General features: G+C 52.9%; 19 protein-coding genes. 12 read left to right on the forward strand and 7 right to left on the reverse strand.

The features are described 5' to 3' along the window. The first annotated feature begins 330 nt into the window (after positions 1-330). The 11 genes from Q7J88_RS00580 (at position 331) to Q7J88_RS00630 (ending at position 8,444) form a co-directional block, all read left to right on the forward strand. Entirely contained in the window at positions 331-858 is a 528-nt protein-coding gene (locus Q7J88_RS00580; protein WP_303720209.1) for a MarR family winged helix-turn-helix transcriptional regulator, read from the forward strand. Positions 859-1,170: 312 nt separating this feature from the next. Then, complete coding sequence (ablA, locus tag Q7J88_RS00585; protein ID WP_303720210.1) at positions 1,171-2,490, forward strand: lysine 2,3-aminomutase; 1,320 nt, start codon at positions 1,171-1,173, stop codon at positions 2,488-2,490. Next, a complete protein-coding gene (ablB, locus tag Q7J88_RS00590) occupies positions 2,480-3,331 on the forward strand; it encodes a putative beta-lysine N-acetyltransferase (protein ID WP_303720211.1) in 852 nt (283 codons plus the stop codon). Before ablA ends, ablB begins: the two co-directional genes overlap by 11 nt. After that, positions 3,328-3,690 carry a hypothetical protein gene (locus Q7J88_RS00595; RefSeq protein WP_303720212.1) on the forward strand — a complete coding sequence of 121 codons (363 nt, stop codon included), beginning with the start codon at positions 3,328-3,330 and terminating at the stop codon, positions 3,688-3,690. Before ablB ends, Q7J88_RS00595 begins: the two co-directional genes overlap by 4 nt. A gap of 16 nt (positions 3,691-3,706) precedes the next feature. Then, positions 3,707-4,777, forward strand: coding sequence for a KamA family radical SAM protein (locus Q7J88_RS00600; protein WP_303720213.1), 1,071 nt, complete (start codon positions 3,707-3,709; stop codon positions 4,775-4,777). A gap of 30 nt (positions 4,778-4,807) precedes the next feature. After that, positions 4,808-5,005, forward strand: coding sequence for a 30S ribosomal protein S21 (gene rpsU, locus Q7J88_RS00605; RefSeq protein ID WP_303720214.1), 198 nt, complete (start codon positions 4,808-4,810; stop codon positions 5,003-5,005). 40 nt (positions 5,006-5,045) lie between these two features. Beyond that, entirely contained in the window at positions 5,046-5,408 is a 363-nt protein-coding gene (locus Q7J88_RS00610) for a hypothetical protein (RefSeq protein ID WP_303720215.1), read from the forward strand. A 25-nt stretch (positions 5,409-5,433) separates the two neighbouring features. Then, positions 5,434-6,615, forward strand: a complete 1,182-nt coding sequence (locus Q7J88_RS00615) for a KamA family radical SAM protein (protein WP_303720216.1) — start codon at positions 5,434-5,436, stop codon at positions 6,613-6,615. 26 nt (positions 6,616-6,641) lie between these two features. Beyond that, entirely contained in the window at positions 6,642-6,962 is a 321-nt protein-coding gene (locus Q7J88_RS00620; protein WP_303720217.1) for a RimK/LysX family protein, read from the forward strand. A gap of 293 nt (positions 6,963-7,255) precedes the next feature. Beyond that, on the forward strand, positions 7,256-8,164 hold the full coding sequence (locus Q7J88_RS00625; RefSeq protein ID WP_303720218.1) for an HAD-IIB family hydrolase: 909 nt from the start codon (positions 7,256-7,258) through the stop codon (positions 8,162-8,164). 82 nt (positions 8,165-8,246) lie between these two features. After that, entirely contained in the window at positions 8,247-8,444 is a 198-nt protein-coding gene (locus tag Q7J88_RS00630) for a hypothetical protein (RefSeq protein ID WP_303720219.1), read from the forward strand. 120 nt (positions 8,445-8,564) lie between these two features. Here the strand turns inward: Q7J88_RS00630 and Q7J88_RS00635 are convergent, their stop codons facing one another. Beyond that, the gene (locus Q7J88_RS00635) at positions 8,565-8,978 is read right to left on the reverse strand and encodes a rhodanese-like domain-containing protein (protein WP_303720220.1); all 414 of its coding nucleotides are present in this window, start codon (positions 8,976-8,978) and stop codon (positions 8,565-8,567) included. A 128-nt stretch (positions 8,979-9,106) separates the two neighbouring features. Between Q7J88_RS00635 and Q7J88_RS00640 the strand changes: the two genes are divergently transcribed. Then, positions 9,107-10,015, forward strand: a complete 909-nt coding sequence (locus tag Q7J88_RS00640; protein ID WP_303720221.1) for a selenium metabolism-associated LysR family transcriptional regulator — start codon at positions 9,107-9,109, stop codon at positions 10,013-10,015. A 2-nt stretch (positions 10,016-10,017) separates the two neighbouring features. On the opposite strand, the gene def is transcribed toward Q7J88_RS00640, so the two are convergent. The 6 genes from def to Q7J88_RS00670 form a co-directional block, all read right to left on the reverse strand. Continuing rightward, complete coding sequence (gene def / locus Q7J88_RS00645; protein WP_303720222.1) at positions 10,018-10,524, reverse strand: peptide deformylase; 507 nt, start codon at positions 10,522-10,524, stop codon at positions 10,018-10,020. Positions 10,525-10,530: 6 nt separating this feature from the next. Further along, positions 10,531-11,070, reverse strand: coding sequence for a glycine cleavage system protein R (locus Q7J88_RS00650; protein ID WP_303720223.1), 540 nt, complete (start codon positions 11,068-11,070; stop codon positions 10,531-10,533). Between the two features lie 132 nt (positions 11,071-11,202). Beyond that, positions 11,203-12,147, reverse strand: a complete 945-nt coding sequence (locus tag Q7J88_RS00655; RefSeq protein ID WP_303720224.1) for a protoheme IX farnesyltransferase — start codon at positions 12,145-12,147, stop codon at positions 11,203-11,205. Then, positions 12,144-13,325 (reverse strand): cytochrome c oxidase subunit II, encoded by a 1,182-nt coding sequence (coxB, locus tag Q7J88_RS00660; protein ID WP_303720225.1) that lies wholly within the window; start codon positions 13,323-13,325, stop codon positions 12,144-12,146. Before coxB ends, Q7J88_RS00655 begins: the two co-directional genes overlap by 4 nt. An 8-nt stretch (positions 13,326-13,333) precedes the next feature. Beyond that, positions 13,334-13,618: a cytochrome C oxidase subunit IV family protein gene (locus Q7J88_RS00665; protein ID WP_303720226.1), complete on the reverse strand. Its 285-nt coding sequence runs from the start codon at positions 13,616-13,618 to the stop codon at positions 13,334-13,336. 8 nt (positions 13,619-13,626) lie between these two features. Continuing rightward, the gene (locus Q7J88_RS00670) at positions 13,627-14,226 is read right to left on the reverse strand and encodes a cytochrome c oxidase subunit 3 family protein (protein ID WP_369681933.1); all 600 of its coding nucleotides are present in this window, start codon (positions 14,224-14,226) and stop codon (positions 13,627-13,629) included. Positions 14,227-14,263: the final 37 nt, after the last annotated feature.

The raw sequence follows: 14,263 nt of genomic DNA on the forward strand, positions 1-14,263 counted from the left end.
TGTTTGATCTGAGCAGAATGGAAACGGGTTATCTGCCTCAGAACTATTGAGAGAAGAATGAACAGGAGCCGTGTACGAGGCCCGTACGCACGGTTCTGTGAGAGGGATGAGGTGAGTTCATTCTCACCTCACCCTACTCGATTTTCGGACGACTAAGTCCATACTTGATAAAATTATCTTTTCGCCACATTTTATGTTTAAAACATTCTCTTGGCTTGAGTCGCTTTGTTGCATGACTAGTTCTAATGGGAAAAAAATGAAACTTGTCGATTGCATAGACTCCTATTATGATGGCACAGTTTCACTGTGAGCATTTTGCGGAGTTTGACGATGGAAACACTCTCAGAGAAAAATACCGGCACTTCTCCGGAGGTCCCGAAGGGAAGTTATGATTTACGCATTTTTCAGGCGCTACGGCGGATTATTCGTGCCGTGGATATTCATTCTCATAAGCTCTCAACCCAGCATAAGATAACCGGCCCGCAACTTACCTGCCTGCTGACGATTAAAGCCGAGGGACCACTGACCAGCGCCAATCTTGCTAAAAAGGTCTACCTGAGCCCGAGTACCGTGGTCGGTATTATCGATCGCCTTGAAGAAAAAAAACTGGTTTCCCGTAACCGCGACAGCAAAGATCGTCGCCTGGTCTATATTTCCATCACTCCGGAAGGACAGAAGCTGGTTGTCGCAGCCCCTTCTCTGCTGCAAGACACCCTCTCCAATGCCTTGGCCGAGCTTCCCGAAATCGAGCAGGTTTCCATAACGCTCGCGATGGAAAAATTGGTTGACCTGATGGAAGCCGGTCATATCGGTGCAGCTCCGGTTTTAGAGACTGGTTCCTTAACCCCCGAAAAGTAGCCTTTCTGAAAGCTGTCACTGTCATTTGACAGGGCAGGTCATTTGTGGCAGTATAATTCGCATTCGAACGATTTATTTAAAAACGATTAGCCCTCAAATTTAAATCTCGGGAACTCAACAGGGAGACTACCGAATGAGACACCCTTAGGGTCGTCAACAAAAAGCCGCTTCGGCCCATTCAGCTTTTTCCAAGCCGCAAACATCGCGGCAAAACCTAATCCATCACGTCACGATCTAAAACTTACCGCAGCCGGCCTGTGCCGATTTCGCCTGTCTTTTATCTGGCGTGAGGAATAACCAGACGTCAGGACGATGAGTATTTATTCGAGCACCCAACAGAAGATAGCCGAACATTTAAGCCACGATGAAGCCGTAGCCGTTTCCAAATGGACTGACTGGCATTGGCAGCTGAAACATTCCATCACCAAAATCGAAACTTTCGAAAAACTTCTCGGAGTCAAGTTCGATGATTTGGAGAGACGCAAACTTGATTTGACGCTGAAAAAATTCCCCCTTTCGATTACCCCTTACTATCTATCACTGATCGATCGCAGCAATTTTCGGAATGACCCGGTTTTCCGTCAGGCCTTCCCGGACCCGCAGGAACTGGAAATCGACAAGTGCGACATGGCCGATCCGTTAGCCGAGGACAGTGATAGCCCCGCTCCCGGTATTACGCATCGCTATCCGGACCGGGTACTGTTTCATGTCAGTAATGTCTGTGCCATGTACTGTCGTCACTGCACACGCAAACGCAAGGTTGGCGACCTCGATTCGATCCCGGATCGTGACCAGATCCGGCTTGGGCTCGATTACATTCGTGAAACGACGGAGGTTAGAGATGTTCTGCTCTCCGGTGGGGATCCGCTGATGCTCAACGATGCATATCTCGACTGGATTTTGACAGAACTGCGCCAGATTGAGCATGTGCAAGTTGTCCGGATCGGTTCAAGAATGCCGGTGGTTTTGCCCTACCGGATCACCGATGAGTTAGTGGGGATGTTGAAAAAGCATCAGCCGCTTTGGCTCAATACCCACTTCAACCATCCCCGCGAGATCACCAGCTCATCTAAAAAAGCGTTACACAAGCTTGCCGATGCAGGAATCCCGCTTGGCAATCAGTCGGTATTGCTGGCGGGCATAAACGATTGCCCGCGAATCATCAAGTCGCTGGTTCACAAGCTAGTTGAAAACCGGGTTCGCCCTTACTACCTCTACCAATGTGACCTTTCGGAAGGATTGTCCCATTTCCGCACCCCGGTCGGCAAGGGGGTCGAAATCATGGAGAGCCTTATCGGGCACACTAGCGGTTTTGCAGTGCCGACCTACGTCATCGATGCTCCTGGCGGAGGCGGGAAGATTCCGCTGACACCCAACTACATGATCTCCCTGTCGACCAACAAGGTGGTGTTGCGTAACTACGAGGGGGTCATTGCTACCTATAAGGAGCCGGACAGTTACAAACAGATATTTTGTGACCGAAAGTGTGATGGATGTGACCTCCATCTTATGCTGGAAGAGGGTGAGGAGATGGACGCCACCGGCATCGAAATGCTGCTTTCCGACTACGATGAAACAATCAGCCTGACCCCGGCCGGCACGCAGAGAATGGAGCGTCGTGATGAGTGTTGATCGGATCGAGGAGCTGGGCAAATCGGTTGTTCAGCATGGTCCGGAGAATGAACGTATCTACCTGATGAAACTGGCGACGGAAGATATGCCGGAAATCATCTCCAGCATGAATGACCTGGCGGCACGGCATCGCTATTCGAAGGTATTTATCAAAGTGCCACAGTCTGTGAAGGAGGCGTTTGAGACTGCTGGCTATAAGACTGAAGCAACGGTTCCAAACCTGTTCAACGGCTCGGAAACAGGCCTGTTCATGGCGCGTTATTTCGATGCAAAGCGGCAGACCGATCCAGATGCGAGGCTGGTCAGGAAAGTACTTGATGCGGCTTATGTGAAAGCCGAACAGAACCATGCGGTTCGGCTTCCCGAAGATTGCCACTGCCGTTTATCGAGCCCTGCCCACTGTGTTCAGATGGCTGAGTTGTACCGGCAGACCTTTGCCAGCTATCCGTTCCCGATCGACGACCCGGAATATCTCGCCAAGACCATGGCGAAAAATGTGCTTTATGCGGGGATCTGGCGCGGGCGGCAGCTGCTAGCGCTGGCCTCGGCTGAGATCGATCATCAGAACAGTAATGCGGAATTGACTGATTTCGCCACCGATCCCGATTGGCGCGGGCACGGTCTGGCAAACCTGCTGCTGCAGCATCTGGAAGAGGAGTTGCGCCTGTTTGAAATCAAAACCAGCTACACCATCGCCCGGTCAACCTCCTACGGCATGAATATCTGCTTTGCCCAAAACGGTTATCAGTTCAGCGGGACTCTGGTGAAAAACACCCAGATTGGCGGCAGCTTGGAAAGCATGAATGTCTGGCACAAAAGTTTAGCGGGGGAAGAGGAATGAGACACATCCTGATCGGCAGCGCACGGAAAGAGGTCTGCAAGCTGTTTGAGATGTTGCTCTGGCAAACGGATCGAACCTTTACCAATGCTTATGCACTGAATAAATGCCTCCATCAGGTAAAGTTTTCAGCCCCGGACCTGATCATTATGGATGGCTCCATTGACACCCCTGAGCGCAGTTTCAAAGCGCTTTCTATGCTGAAGGAAGATCCCGCCACTGCTGACATCCCCATTGTTCTCCTGACCGAGCCGGCACGTGACGGGGAGGAGAAGGCGAGGTTGTTGCTGGCTGCAGACGCCTCTCTCCCGGAACCCTTTAACCCTAGTGAAATCAAATCGTTAACCGAACAGTTTCTCTAACCGAAAGACAATAAAAATGACTTGGCAAGAGCAGTTGAAAAAGTTTGTCAACAGCATTGAACGGCTTGAACGTTACGTGCATCTGACTGACGACGAAAGAGCCGTGCTGGAAAAGAATCGAACGACCTGGGGAACGACCCCTCATTTTGCCGCGCTGATGGATCCGGATGACCCAAACTGCCCGATCCGTAAGCAGGTGATTCCATCGAGCCTGGAACAGCAGAACCGCTATGGCATGGAGGACTACCTGATCTGGAAAGAGAACCGGGCGACGGCCGAGGTTCGCCCCGATAGCATCGCCCGTCAGTATCGAGATCGCGTTGCTTTTACCGTGACCCAGGTCTGTGGCATCTACTGTCGCCATTGTTTCCGCAAGGAACTGGTCGTTGATGGCGATCTTGAACTCAACTTCAATGTTGACGAAGGTTTGCGCTGGCTGGCGGAACACCCGGAAGTTCGCGACGTGCTGATCACTGGCGGCGACCCCTTCCTCCTGGCTGATGACCAGCTCGAGTATCTGATTCGAAAGCTGCGCGAGCTGCCGCATGTTGAAATGATCCGTTTCGGCACTCGTACCCCGATTGTCCTGCCGCAACGGATCGATTCTGGTCTGAAAAAAGTCCTCGGCGGCTATCACAAGGTGCCGATTTGGATCAACACGCAGTGCAATCATCCAAAAGAACTTACCGAAGAGACCGCCAAAGCGGTTTTCGAGCTGCTCGGTTGTGGTGTCAATGTCGGCAATCAGGCGGTGTTGCTCAAAGGGATCAACGACGATGTCGAGACCTTCCGCGCGCTGCACCAGAAATTGTTGCAGACCCGTATCAAGCCTTACTACGTTTTCTATTGCGAAGCTGCTCCTGGCATCGACCATTTTCGTACACCGGTCGAAAAAGGTGCAGAGCTGATCCGCGATGCCTTGCGCGGACACACAACTGGCCTCGCCCAGCCGATGTATGTTGTTGCGACCAACATCGGCAAGATCCCGCTGATGCCAGATTACTATATCAAGGGGAAAAACGACCAAGAATACTTTCTGCAGAACCATAAAGGTGAAATGACATCGATTCCGAACGTCCCCGAGTGAGGTTTCGTCCTTCAGACAAGGAGAGAGGGTGTGGAAGTCAAAGTCTTCGGCGAAGACCTGAACAAAGCCGTCAAAGTACTGAAAAGAAAACTCCAGCAAGATGGACTCTATCGTGAATTACGAAACCGCAGGTTTTATGAAAAACCCAGCGCAAGGAAACGCAGAAAGGCCAAGGAGTCGGAAAGGCGTTTGCGCAAAAAACAGAAACGGCTCCAGCAGCGGCGCTAGAAGAGCGCATTCGAAAAGCATTGTTGAGGAAACCGGCAATATGAGCGGACCGGGCAGCATCTACGCCATCGCAGAGATGAACAAACGCGCCGAAGAGTACAGCCTGAAAGTACGCAGCGAGTTGTTTCGTATCGGTTGTTCACCAAGGCAGATCAGTGTCATCCGCCAGGGGAGTTATCTGCAGATGAAATATCAGCAGCAGGTCATCTTGGTTCCCCCCCAAGGGATTTTGTCCGTCCTGCAGAAAATTCCCCAGAGGGCAGACAGCTCAGTCATCTGGGAACGGGTTTGTGAACATTCCCGTTTTCTCGAAAAACAGAGCCAGACAACCTGTGGCTGGTTGGCTGCCGTTGCCAGCTTACTGGTGCTGTTAGTGTTTCTCTTCTTCTTCCTGAAACTATAAATTCAAATTATCAGAAAGTGCCGAAATGTTCGAATCAGCAGAAATGCTAAGGGAAAGCAAGTCAACCAATGGGCTTCTTAATTGGCAACAGGAGTTGCAGAACAACATCACCGGGATCGATCAGCTGAAAAACTATCTTGCATTGAGCGAAGCGGAAGAGGCTGATTTGAGGAAGGTCGTCGGTTCTCACCCGATGAATATTCCCCGTTACTATCTCGATCTGATCGACCGGGACAATCCGCAAGACCCGATCCGCAAACTCTGCGTGCCGCAGAGCGATGAACTGATCGTTACCGGCGCGATGGGGGAAACGACCAAAGACCCTTATGGTGACGATAAGCACGACAAGGGGAATGGTGTGCTGCACAAGTACTCCTACACCGCGTTGGTGGTGGCGACTGAATATTGCGCCATGTACTGTCGACATTGTTTCCGCAAGCGGATGGTCGGCTTACCGAATGAGCAAACGGTGAAAAACTTTCAGGGCGCAGCGCAATATATCGCCAATAATCCGCAGATCTCCAATGTTGTCATTTCTGGCGGTGACCCGTTTCTGTTGCCAACCGACACGTTGAGAAAGATGCTCGATGCGTTAAAGGATATCCCGCACCTTAAATTTGTCCGCATCGGCTCGCGTGCTCCGGTGGTCTACCCGATCCGGTTTTTCGAAGATGAACTGATCGATCTTCTAGCGGAGTTCAACCAGCAAAAAACCCTATTTGTGCCGACCCACTTCAATCATCCGAACGAAATCACCCCGTTGGCGACAGAGGGGATCAAGAGGCTGCGGAATGCCGGGATTGCCATCAACAATCAGGCGGTTTTGCTCAGCGGGGTGAATGATGATATGACGACGCTGGTTACGCTGATGAACGGCCTGCTCGAAATCGGCGTCAATCCTTACTATCTCTACCAGTGCATGCCGGTTGAGCGGGTGCGGCATCACTTTCAGGTTCCGCTCAAAAAAGGTGTCGAGATAGTTGATGCCGCCCGCCAGCAAATGGACGGATATGCCAAACGTTTCAAGTTCATCATCGGCCATGACATCGGAAAACTGGAAATCTGTGGCAAGCTGGATGATAAATTGATCCTGAAACAACTGCACGCACGGCCGGGGCACGAAGAAGAGTCCTCGCGGATTCTGGTTCGACAGCTGACCGAGGAAGGTGGCTGGCTCGGTGACCTGCCGGAAGTGGAATTGAAATAACCGAAGAGCATCGTTAGGGGAGAGCAATGGCTGATTTCCAACACATGGTAGTGTCTGGCTGGCGCGAATGGCTTTCGCTACCGGAGTTCAATGTTCAGAAAATAGAAGCAAAGGTGGATACCGGAACGAAAACATCCGTTTTGCATACCTCCTTTATCGAGCCGCTTCGCAAACAGGGGACAGAGCTTTGGTTGCGCTTCGGAATCCACCCGCTACCGGGTTGCAGTGATGTGCGCATGATCGGTTTCGCTCCGGTTAAGGAGCGGCGCTTGGTGAAGGACGCTGAAGGGCATTCGGAAGTCTGCTTTGTCGTGGCGGCAAAAATCTGTTTGGGAGAACATTGCTAGACGATCGAGCTATGCCTGACCGAGAAGGATTAACAAAAGTTCAGGATGCTTCTCGGACGTAGCGCCCTGCAGGGACTAAACATGCTTATTAATCCTGGCAAAAGCTATCTTTTGGGTTCTCCGACGCTGACCCAGCAGGAAGAACAACTTGATGCGATGAAGTAGTCTACGTTGAAACGTTGTCGAGAGGAGGCAGCGGTTTGCGGAGTTTTGTTCTGGGACTTAAGCAAAAAAGTAGCGCCAGCCCTCGGGCATCCATTTTACTCCTGAAAGGAGCTAGGCAAAGAAGAGATATGACGGGAAACAAACTTCTACTATGTACCGATATGGATGCCACGATTATTCCGAGCGGAAGCCATTTGGAACATCCGGAAGCCCGGGAAAGGTTTCGGAATCTTTGTTCTTGTTCGGAGGTGCGCTTAGCCTACGTCAGTAGTTGGTCTCTTGATCAAGTGACGCGAGCCATCATGGAATACAACTTGCCCATGCCGAACCATATTATTACCGATGTTGGTACCAAAATTTACCGGCATCATCAAGGGGCCTGGGATGAGGTTGGCGCTTGGCAAAAAGAAATTTCCCACGCCTGGAACGGAAAAGGGCATGCTGAATTGCAACATGCGTTAGCGGCCTGTCAGGATCTGAAACTTCAGGAAAGCAGCAATCAGAATGAATTTAAGCTCAGCTATTATCTCTCTTTGAGGGTGCCGCCGAAGCAGATTTTGAATTGGGTTGAGCAGCAGCTGGCGCAGCAGAAAGTCGAATTCGAGCTGAGCTGGAGCATTGATGAGGTTAAGCGGGTTGGCCTACTCGATATCCTGCCACGGAATGCGGGCAAGCGCGATGCGATTGAGTTTTTGCTACAGGAGCTGAATCTTAATCTCGACCAGGTTCTTTTTGCCGGCGACAGCGGGAGCGATCTGCCGGTACTGTCAAGCCCGATACGTTCTGTACTGGTTGCCAATGCAGAAGCGGAAATCAGAAAGCAAGCCATTGAACTCTCCGCAGCTTACGATTGTTCTGAGCGCCTGTATCTTGCCCGCTCAGAGAACAATCTTTTTGATGGCAATTACGCTGCAGGGGTTCTGCAGGGGATCTATCACTTTTTCCCTGAATTTATTAATGAATCGTCGAGAAGAAGAATCAACTGCAAGGGGATGGATGACGTTGCAAAGCACGGAAGCCGTAAGTCGTTTGCATAAATAGAAGCGCAGATTGCATTGGAGCGAAAGCAATGTATGCCTGCAAACTGCTTTGAGTTCAATACGTAAAGGAACCCAGACCATGATGTTGTTGCTGACGGGGCCGATTTGTCTGCTCTGCTTTTACTTGTCCTTTCTCTGTCTGCGCAGAAAGTTTCATAAACACGCACTAGTGCTGGGTGGTGTTGCCCTGTTTTTCCTCGTTCTTTCGCTCGCCCTCATCGGCGCAGGCTATTTCACGTGGCTGTCGCTAAACGCTGAAACGATTGCTCGCTTATAACTTTCATGTGAAAATTCAACTGTAGCCTGCTTGCTTGCCGATACTGCAAACAAGCCAATAAAAAAGAGCCCGATCTGGTTAGCTGGTCGGGCTCTTGGCGTTTCCTATGCTGAGTAAGTTTTATTGTGCCAGTAGCTCCGGGTACGGCCATCCCTGTTGTCCCTTTTCGAGGATAAACAGTCTTTCTGGGGCAATTCCCTGCTCTTCAAGATAGTCGTAGGCTCGCTTGGCTCCGCCACCGCCTCGGGGGCAGACGACGACAACCGGAGCGGTGGAATCTTGCAATTGTGGCAGGAGAGCAGCCAGTTTACTACGGTCTGAATCCGATTTTACCGGATAGGCGTAGGTCGGCAGAGCGCCAGGCAGGTGATGTTGATTGAATTCCGGTTCAATCTGGATGTCGACCAGCAACATAGAACTCTGCTGCTCCAGGTTGCCACGCGCGTCCTCGGCACTTATATACTGGTAGCTCCAAGCCTGAGTTGCCAGTAGACCAAGAGCAATAAAAATGAACAGCTGGATGAGTTTTTTCATGGGGGCTCCTTTTGCCATAAGGCGATTGAAATCGGCATTAGCTATAAAGCGCTTGACCCATGACAGTCAAACAGATAATTTTTATCAAAACGAATGGTTGAATCGGTTTTCTGAATAGGAGTACATGTGTGAATCTGCGTCAACTAGATCTTTTTGTGGCCGTTGCTGAAAGCAGAAGCTTTTCGCGTGGTGCGGCAATCTGTTGTCTGACCCAGTCGACAGTCAGTCAGCATATCGCAACATTGGAAGAGGAGGTCAATACCAGATTGTTCGACCGGACCCGGCAAGGTGCCTTATTGACACCCGGAGGCAAAATCTTTTTGCGCCATGCTCGGCGGATTCTGGTCGAGCGGGATCAGCTGTTTCAAGAGATGGCTGCGTTCAATGGCGAGTCCGGGGGCGAGTTGCGAATCGGTGCCAGCAATATCCCGGCAACCTATCTGATTCCACCGCTGCTGCCGAAGTTGGCGGAGTCTTATTCAGGTATTTCGGTCAATATGCTCAGCGGCGACAGTCAGGAGATAATCGGTCGTTTGCTGAATGCCGAGATCGAACTGGCCGTGATCGGGGCGGCTCCGGAACATCGCAAGCTGGAGAGCGTTGCTCTGGCCAGTGACGTTCTTGTGCTGATTGTCGGCGCGGGACATCGTTGGAGTGGGCGGGAGATGGTTTCGCTGGACGAACTGGCCAGTGAACCGCTGATCGCTAGAGAGCATGGTTCCGGCAGCGAGCAGGCGTTGCAGGAGGAGTTGCGGCGGCTGAACTACAAGCTTGATAGCTTGCAGATTGCCGCCCGACTCGGCAGCAACGAAGCGGTTCGGCAGGTCGTGGCAGGAGGCTTCGGTTGTGCTTTCGTCTCGGAGCGTTCGGTGCAGCAGGAACTGGAATCGGGCGTGTTGCTCCGGGTTGCGGTCGCCGGGATGATCGTCGAAAGGGAATTCTGGTTGGCTCGGTTAAAGGGACGGACGCCATCGCCGGCAGCGCGGGTATTTTCGGAGCTGTTGTTTCAGACCTATAACCCGGAAGGAACTTTTTAGTCCTATTTCTGCTTGCGGCGGAACAGGTCGGTCTTCAGACTGGAAACCCGGTCGAGGAACAGGTAGCCATCCAGATGATCCAGTTCATGCTGAATAGCGATCGCTTCGAAGCCTTCGGCTCGCTTCACCTGCAGGTCGCCGTTTTGATCGAGAAACTGAATGACGATCTGCTCGGCGCGGTTGACGTTGCCGGTATAGTCGGGCACCGACATGCAGCCTTCGCGCACGACCTGATCGCCTTTCTTTTCGATAATTTCCGGGTTGACCATCTGCAGCAGGCCGTGGTTTTTCTGTTTTTTCCCCAGCTTACTGTGTGAAACGTCGACCACCACCGCACGGCGGATGTCACCGATCTGAGGCGCGGCAACACCGACCGAGTGGCCGGCATCGATCATGGTGTCGACCAGATCCTGTAACAGCTCACTGACCGAATCGTCGAAATTATCGATCGGAGCGCAGACCTCTTTCAGCCGCGGATCGGGGTAAAGCAGTACTTCTTTGACAGCCATCTGTGTTTACAACTCCATAGTAACCAGGGAACGGACTGAGATATCGACCTGTAACTCCTTTTTCAGCTCGGCCATCCACTCCTCCACGGTTTCGATTTCAATCCCTTCCGGCAGCATCGCTTCGATCATCATCACGTAAACCGGTCGCTTGTCGGCGCCAATCAGCTTGGTGTTCAGGTCGGTGATGTTGATCTGTCGCTCGCCGAGCACCTTGGCCACCTGATAGACAATCCCCGGCTTGTCGGCCCCGTAGACCGAGATCATGCAGAGGTCACCTTCCAGCTCCGGGCGTTTTTCGCCCCCCGGCTTCAGAGTCCGGATGAAGACCGACAGGTTGCTCTCTTCCAGTGGGGAGAAGGCATCAGCGAAATCCTCTTTACTGGAAATCTTCGGGTTGGAGATGATCAGAATCATCGAAAACTGGCCACCCAGAATCGAACAGCTGGAGTCGGCGATATTGAAGCCGAGCTGATAGAGGATTTCGGTCACTTGCGAGACGATGCCGGGGCGGTCTCGGCCGATAATGGTCAAGGCGAAATGTTGCATGGGTTGTCCTCCCGAAAAAACTGATCGATTATTCAATAACGGCAGCTTGCCTGATGTTGTGCCGGAAAGCAAGGGGGAGAGTCGTTTCCTGCCGTCATCGCAGAGGATTATAGCACAGCGGGAATGACTTATTTAACCAAGCAGGGTGTCAAGCTGCAGGACCACCAGCAACAGGGTCATCGAAAAGTTGGTGAGATGAAACAAGCGTAACGAGGATGCTAGTCGTGATGGTTTGCGGGTTTCGGTCAGAACCGCCAGAAAAATTGCTGTGCAGGTCGCCAGAAAAAGACTTGCCAGCAGCGAATTGGCAATGTAACCGAACAGGGGAAACTGCAGGTAACAGAGCCCGAGGGCCAGCAGCCAGCAGTTGTTGATGCGCAGCAGGCGGTCGGTCGGGATCGCTTCGAACAGGTTGGGCAGCCCGCTTTGCCGCAGGTCGTCGCGATAACGGCAGAGCAACAGCCAGCTGTGGGGGATCTGCCAGAGGAACAGAGTGCCGGCAAGGAGCAGGATTTTCGCCTCCCACGGTTGGCCGCCACCTGCAGCCCATCCGATCAACGGCGGAAGCGCTCCGCAGAGTGCTCCGGGCACGGCAGCAAAAGGGGTGTGGCGTTTCAGCGGGGTATAGATTCCGTTGTACCAGATCACCGCCAGCAAGCCGAGTAGTAGGGCCAATTTTCCAGGAACCAGAGTAAGGAGAAGCAGCCCAGCGAGGATAGAACTGCCGGCAAAGCTTAGCACAGAGCGAGGCGCCAGTTCGCCGGCAGGTAGTGGTCGGCAGCAGGTGCGTTCCATCCGGGCGTCCAGATCCTGCTCCTGCCACTGATTCAGCGCCGAGCAGCCGCCCGCCAGCAGCAATACCGAGAGCGTGCTCACCAGCGCCGCAAATGGCCAGCTTTGCACTGCCAGGAGGTTGCCGGTCAGTGCCGAGAACGCCACCATGCCGGAAAGCTCGGCGCGGCTGAGCTGGCGCAACAGATTCAGCTTGTACCAAGCGCTGGAATTCGGCGGAAGACAGACCTCTACTGCACCATTATTCGGTCGGGGGTGACCGTTATGTTCGCTTCGCTCGTTCATTGCTTCAACAAGTACTCGATGATTGCCTCGATCTCTTTCTTGCTCAGGTAGTCAGCTGCCGGCATGATGCCGGGGTAGCCTTTGACCAGCTCTTCATTCGGTTCGAGCAGAGCCCGACGCAGATAGTCCTTATCAACCTTGATGGTTTTCTCTTCACCGTTGCTGATGACCGTGACCGGATGGCTGCTGATGCCTTTGAAGGTCGGTGCGATTGACTGACTGCCATCGATCGAATGACAACCCAGGCAGCCGTTGTTTTCCAGCAGTTCGCCGACATCCAGTCCTACATCTTTGATCTGCTTGCCTGTCAGATAGTCAATGATCGCCTGCAGATCTGTTTCGTTGAGCTGATCTTTACCGTATGCAGGCATGATCGGGGCATACCCCTCGGTGACTTCGATGCCGGGATCGCGGATCGCTCGGCGGATATGTTCTGCGTCGAAGGGCTGCCCCCCCTCATGGGCCGAAAGTCGAAACAGGCTCGGCCCGATACCCGCGCTGCCGTCGAGGCTGTGGCAGCTGGTGCAGCCGAGCTCGTTCAGCAGCGTCAGCCCGCGTGGTCCGCCGCTTGAAGTTTTGGCGGCCAGCCACGCCGCATAATCGGCATCGCTCAGCGCTTCAATGCTGGTAGTCATATCCGCGTGGCCAACGCCGCAGTATTCGGCGCAGAAGACATCGTAACTGCCCGGTTCGGTCGCCTCAAACCAGATGTAGGTTTCCATGCCCGGCACCGTGTCTCGTTTGATGCGGAAGGCCGGGGCGAAGAAGCTATGCAGCACATCGGTCGAGTAGAGCATTACCTTGACCGGTTTTCCGACCGGAATATAGAGCTTGTTTTCCCGGCGGCCGTCCGGGTATTCGAAGGTCCATGACCACATCCGCGCAGTAGCTTTGACCTCCAGTGCGTCCTTCGGTACGTCCCTCAGACCGGTATAGTTGGCCCAACCGTACCAGAACATGGTCAGCACGATCAGCGTCGGAAGCAGCGTCCAGATGGTCTCCAGCCAGATGTTTTTGGAAACTTGTGAAGTCGGTTCAGGATACTTGGAGCGCCGGTACTTGATTACCATCCAGATGGTCGCTGCAGTGATGCCGAGTAGCAACAGCAGCGAGAAACCGAAAATATAGATCAGAACACTGTCGACGGCTTGGGCCGTCGGATTCGCCAGGGAGTTCACAGTTCCTCCTAACGGTAAAGCACGTCAAAAAAGGTCATGCCGATAAAAATCGCCAGGATCGATAACATCACCATCAGCCCGATCTTGAACAGTTTCGATTCCTGCCGCAGGTGCATGAAAAAGAAGATGACCAGGCTCGATTTGAGCGCGGCGATCCCCAGTGATGCCCAGATGTGAAGGGCGCCGACGTCCACCCGGGAAACGGCAACCGTGATACCGGTCAGGGTCAGCAGGGCCAGCCAGATGTAAATGAAGGTCCGGTAGGGAACCGGTGGATGCGTATGTTCAGACATGGTTCACCTCACAGAATCAGATAGTAGAGCGGAAACAGGAAGATCCAGACCAAATCGACCAAGTGCCAGTAGAGGGCGCTGTTTTCCAGCAGCGTGTAGCGGTCGCTGGTAACCCGGTCTTTTGCGGTCAGCACTGCGACCACGCCGATCAGTGTGCCCCCGATCAACACGTGCAGTCCATGTAGTCCGGCGGTGAAATAGTAGAGGTTGAAGAAAACCGTGATCCCCGGTCCCATTTCCGCCAGATGCTCTGAGCCGGGGTAGATCCCATGTCCGATCTCCGCTGACCACTCAAAGTATTTGTTGATCAGAAAGACCAGTGCCAGTCCGATTGTTATCCAGCAGAGGGTCAGGGTTTGTTTCTTGCGCCCCATTTGGAGGGCGCTAACCGCCAGAGCGATCGTCAGACTGCTGGTCAGCAAGACCAGGGTATTGACGGTGCCGAAGTAGATGTTCAGTTTGTGGCTTGCTTGGGCGAACTCATCAGGGTAGTTGAACAGCGAAACTGCATAGAGGATAAACAACCCGCTGAACAGGATCACCTCGGTATAGAGAAACAGCCACATGCCGAAGCGGGCGCCGGTATCGTCACGATGCTCAATACTCATCAGCGACCACTCCCTTGAAGTCATACGGGCCCTGGGT

The sequence above is a fragment of the Malonomonas rubra genome (genome assembly GCF_003247215.1).
In the GTDB taxonomy this organism is placed as follows: Bacteria; Desulfobacterota; Desulfuromonadia; order Desulfuromonadales; family Geopsychrobacteraceae; genus Malonomonas; species Malonomonas rubra_A.

What these genes read in the sequence shown, in the direction of transcription:
- Q7J88_RS00580 (WP_303720209.1), top strand. Translation starts at nt 331, where the DNA reads ATGGAAACACTCTCAGAGAAAAATACCGGCACTTCTCCGGAGGTCCCG.
- ablA (WP_303720210.1), top strand. Translation starts at nt 1,171, where the DNA reads ATGAGTATTTATTCGAGCACCCAACAGAAGATAGCCGAACATTTAAGC.
- ablB (WP_303720211.1), top strand. Translation starts at nt 2,480, where the DNA reads ATGAGTGTTGATCGGATCGAGGAGCTGGGCAAATCGGTTGTTCAGCAT.
- Q7J88_RS00595 (WP_303720212.1), top strand. Translation starts at nt 3,328, where the DNA reads ATGAGACACATCCTGATCGGCAGCGCACGGAAAGAGGTCTGCAAGCTG.
- Q7J88_RS00600 (WP_303720213.1), top strand. Translation starts at nt 3,707, where the DNA reads ATGACTTGGCAAGAGCAGTTGAAAAAGTTTGTCAACAGCATTGAACGG.
- Q7J88_RS00610 (WP_303720215.1), top strand. Translation starts at nt 5,046, where the DNA reads ATGAGCGGACCGGGCAGCATCTACGCCATCGCAGAGATGAACAAACGC.
- Q7J88_RS00615 (WP_303720216.1), top strand. Translation starts at nt 5,434, where the DNA reads ATGTTCGAATCAGCAGAAATGCTAAGGGAAAGCAAGTCAACCAATGGG.
- Q7J88_RS00620 (WP_303720217.1), top strand. Translation starts at nt 6,642, where the DNA reads ATGGCTGATTTCCAACACATGGTAGTGTCTGGCTGGCGCGAATGGCTT.
- Q7J88_RS00625 (WP_303720218.1), top strand. Translation starts at nt 7,256, where the DNA reads ATGACGGGAAACAAACTTCTACTATGTACCGATATGGATGCCACGATT.
- Q7J88_RS00630 (WP_303720219.1), top strand. Translation starts at nt 8,247, where the DNA reads ATGATGTTGTTGCTGACGGGGCCGATTTGTCTGCTCTGCTTTTACTTG.
- Q7J88_RS00635 (WP_303720220.1), bottom strand. Translation starts at nt 8,978, where the DNA reads ATGAAAAAACTCATCCAGCTGTTCATTTTTATTGCTCTTGGTCTACTG.
- def (WP_303720222.1), bottom strand. Translation starts at nt 10,524, where the DNA reads ATGGCTGTCAAAGAAGTACTGCTTTACCCCGATCCGCGGCTGAAAGAG.
- Q7J88_RS00650 (WP_303720223.1), bottom strand. Translation starts at nt 11,070, where the DNA reads ATGCAACATTTCGCCTTGACCATTATCGGCCGAGACCGCCCCGGCATC.
- Q7J88_RS00655 (WP_303720224.1), bottom strand. Translation starts at nt 12,147, where the DNA reads ATGAACGAGCGAAGCGAACATAACGGTCACCCCCGACCGAATAATGGT.
- Q7J88_RS00665 (WP_303720226.1), bottom strand. Translation starts at nt 13,618, where the DNA reads ATGTCTGAACATACGCATCCACCGGTTCCCTACCGGACCTTCATTTAC.
- Q7J88_RS00670 (WP_369681933.1), bottom strand. Translation starts at nt 14,226, where the DNA reads ATGAGTATTGAGCATCGTGACGATACCGGCGCCCGCTTCGGCATGTGG.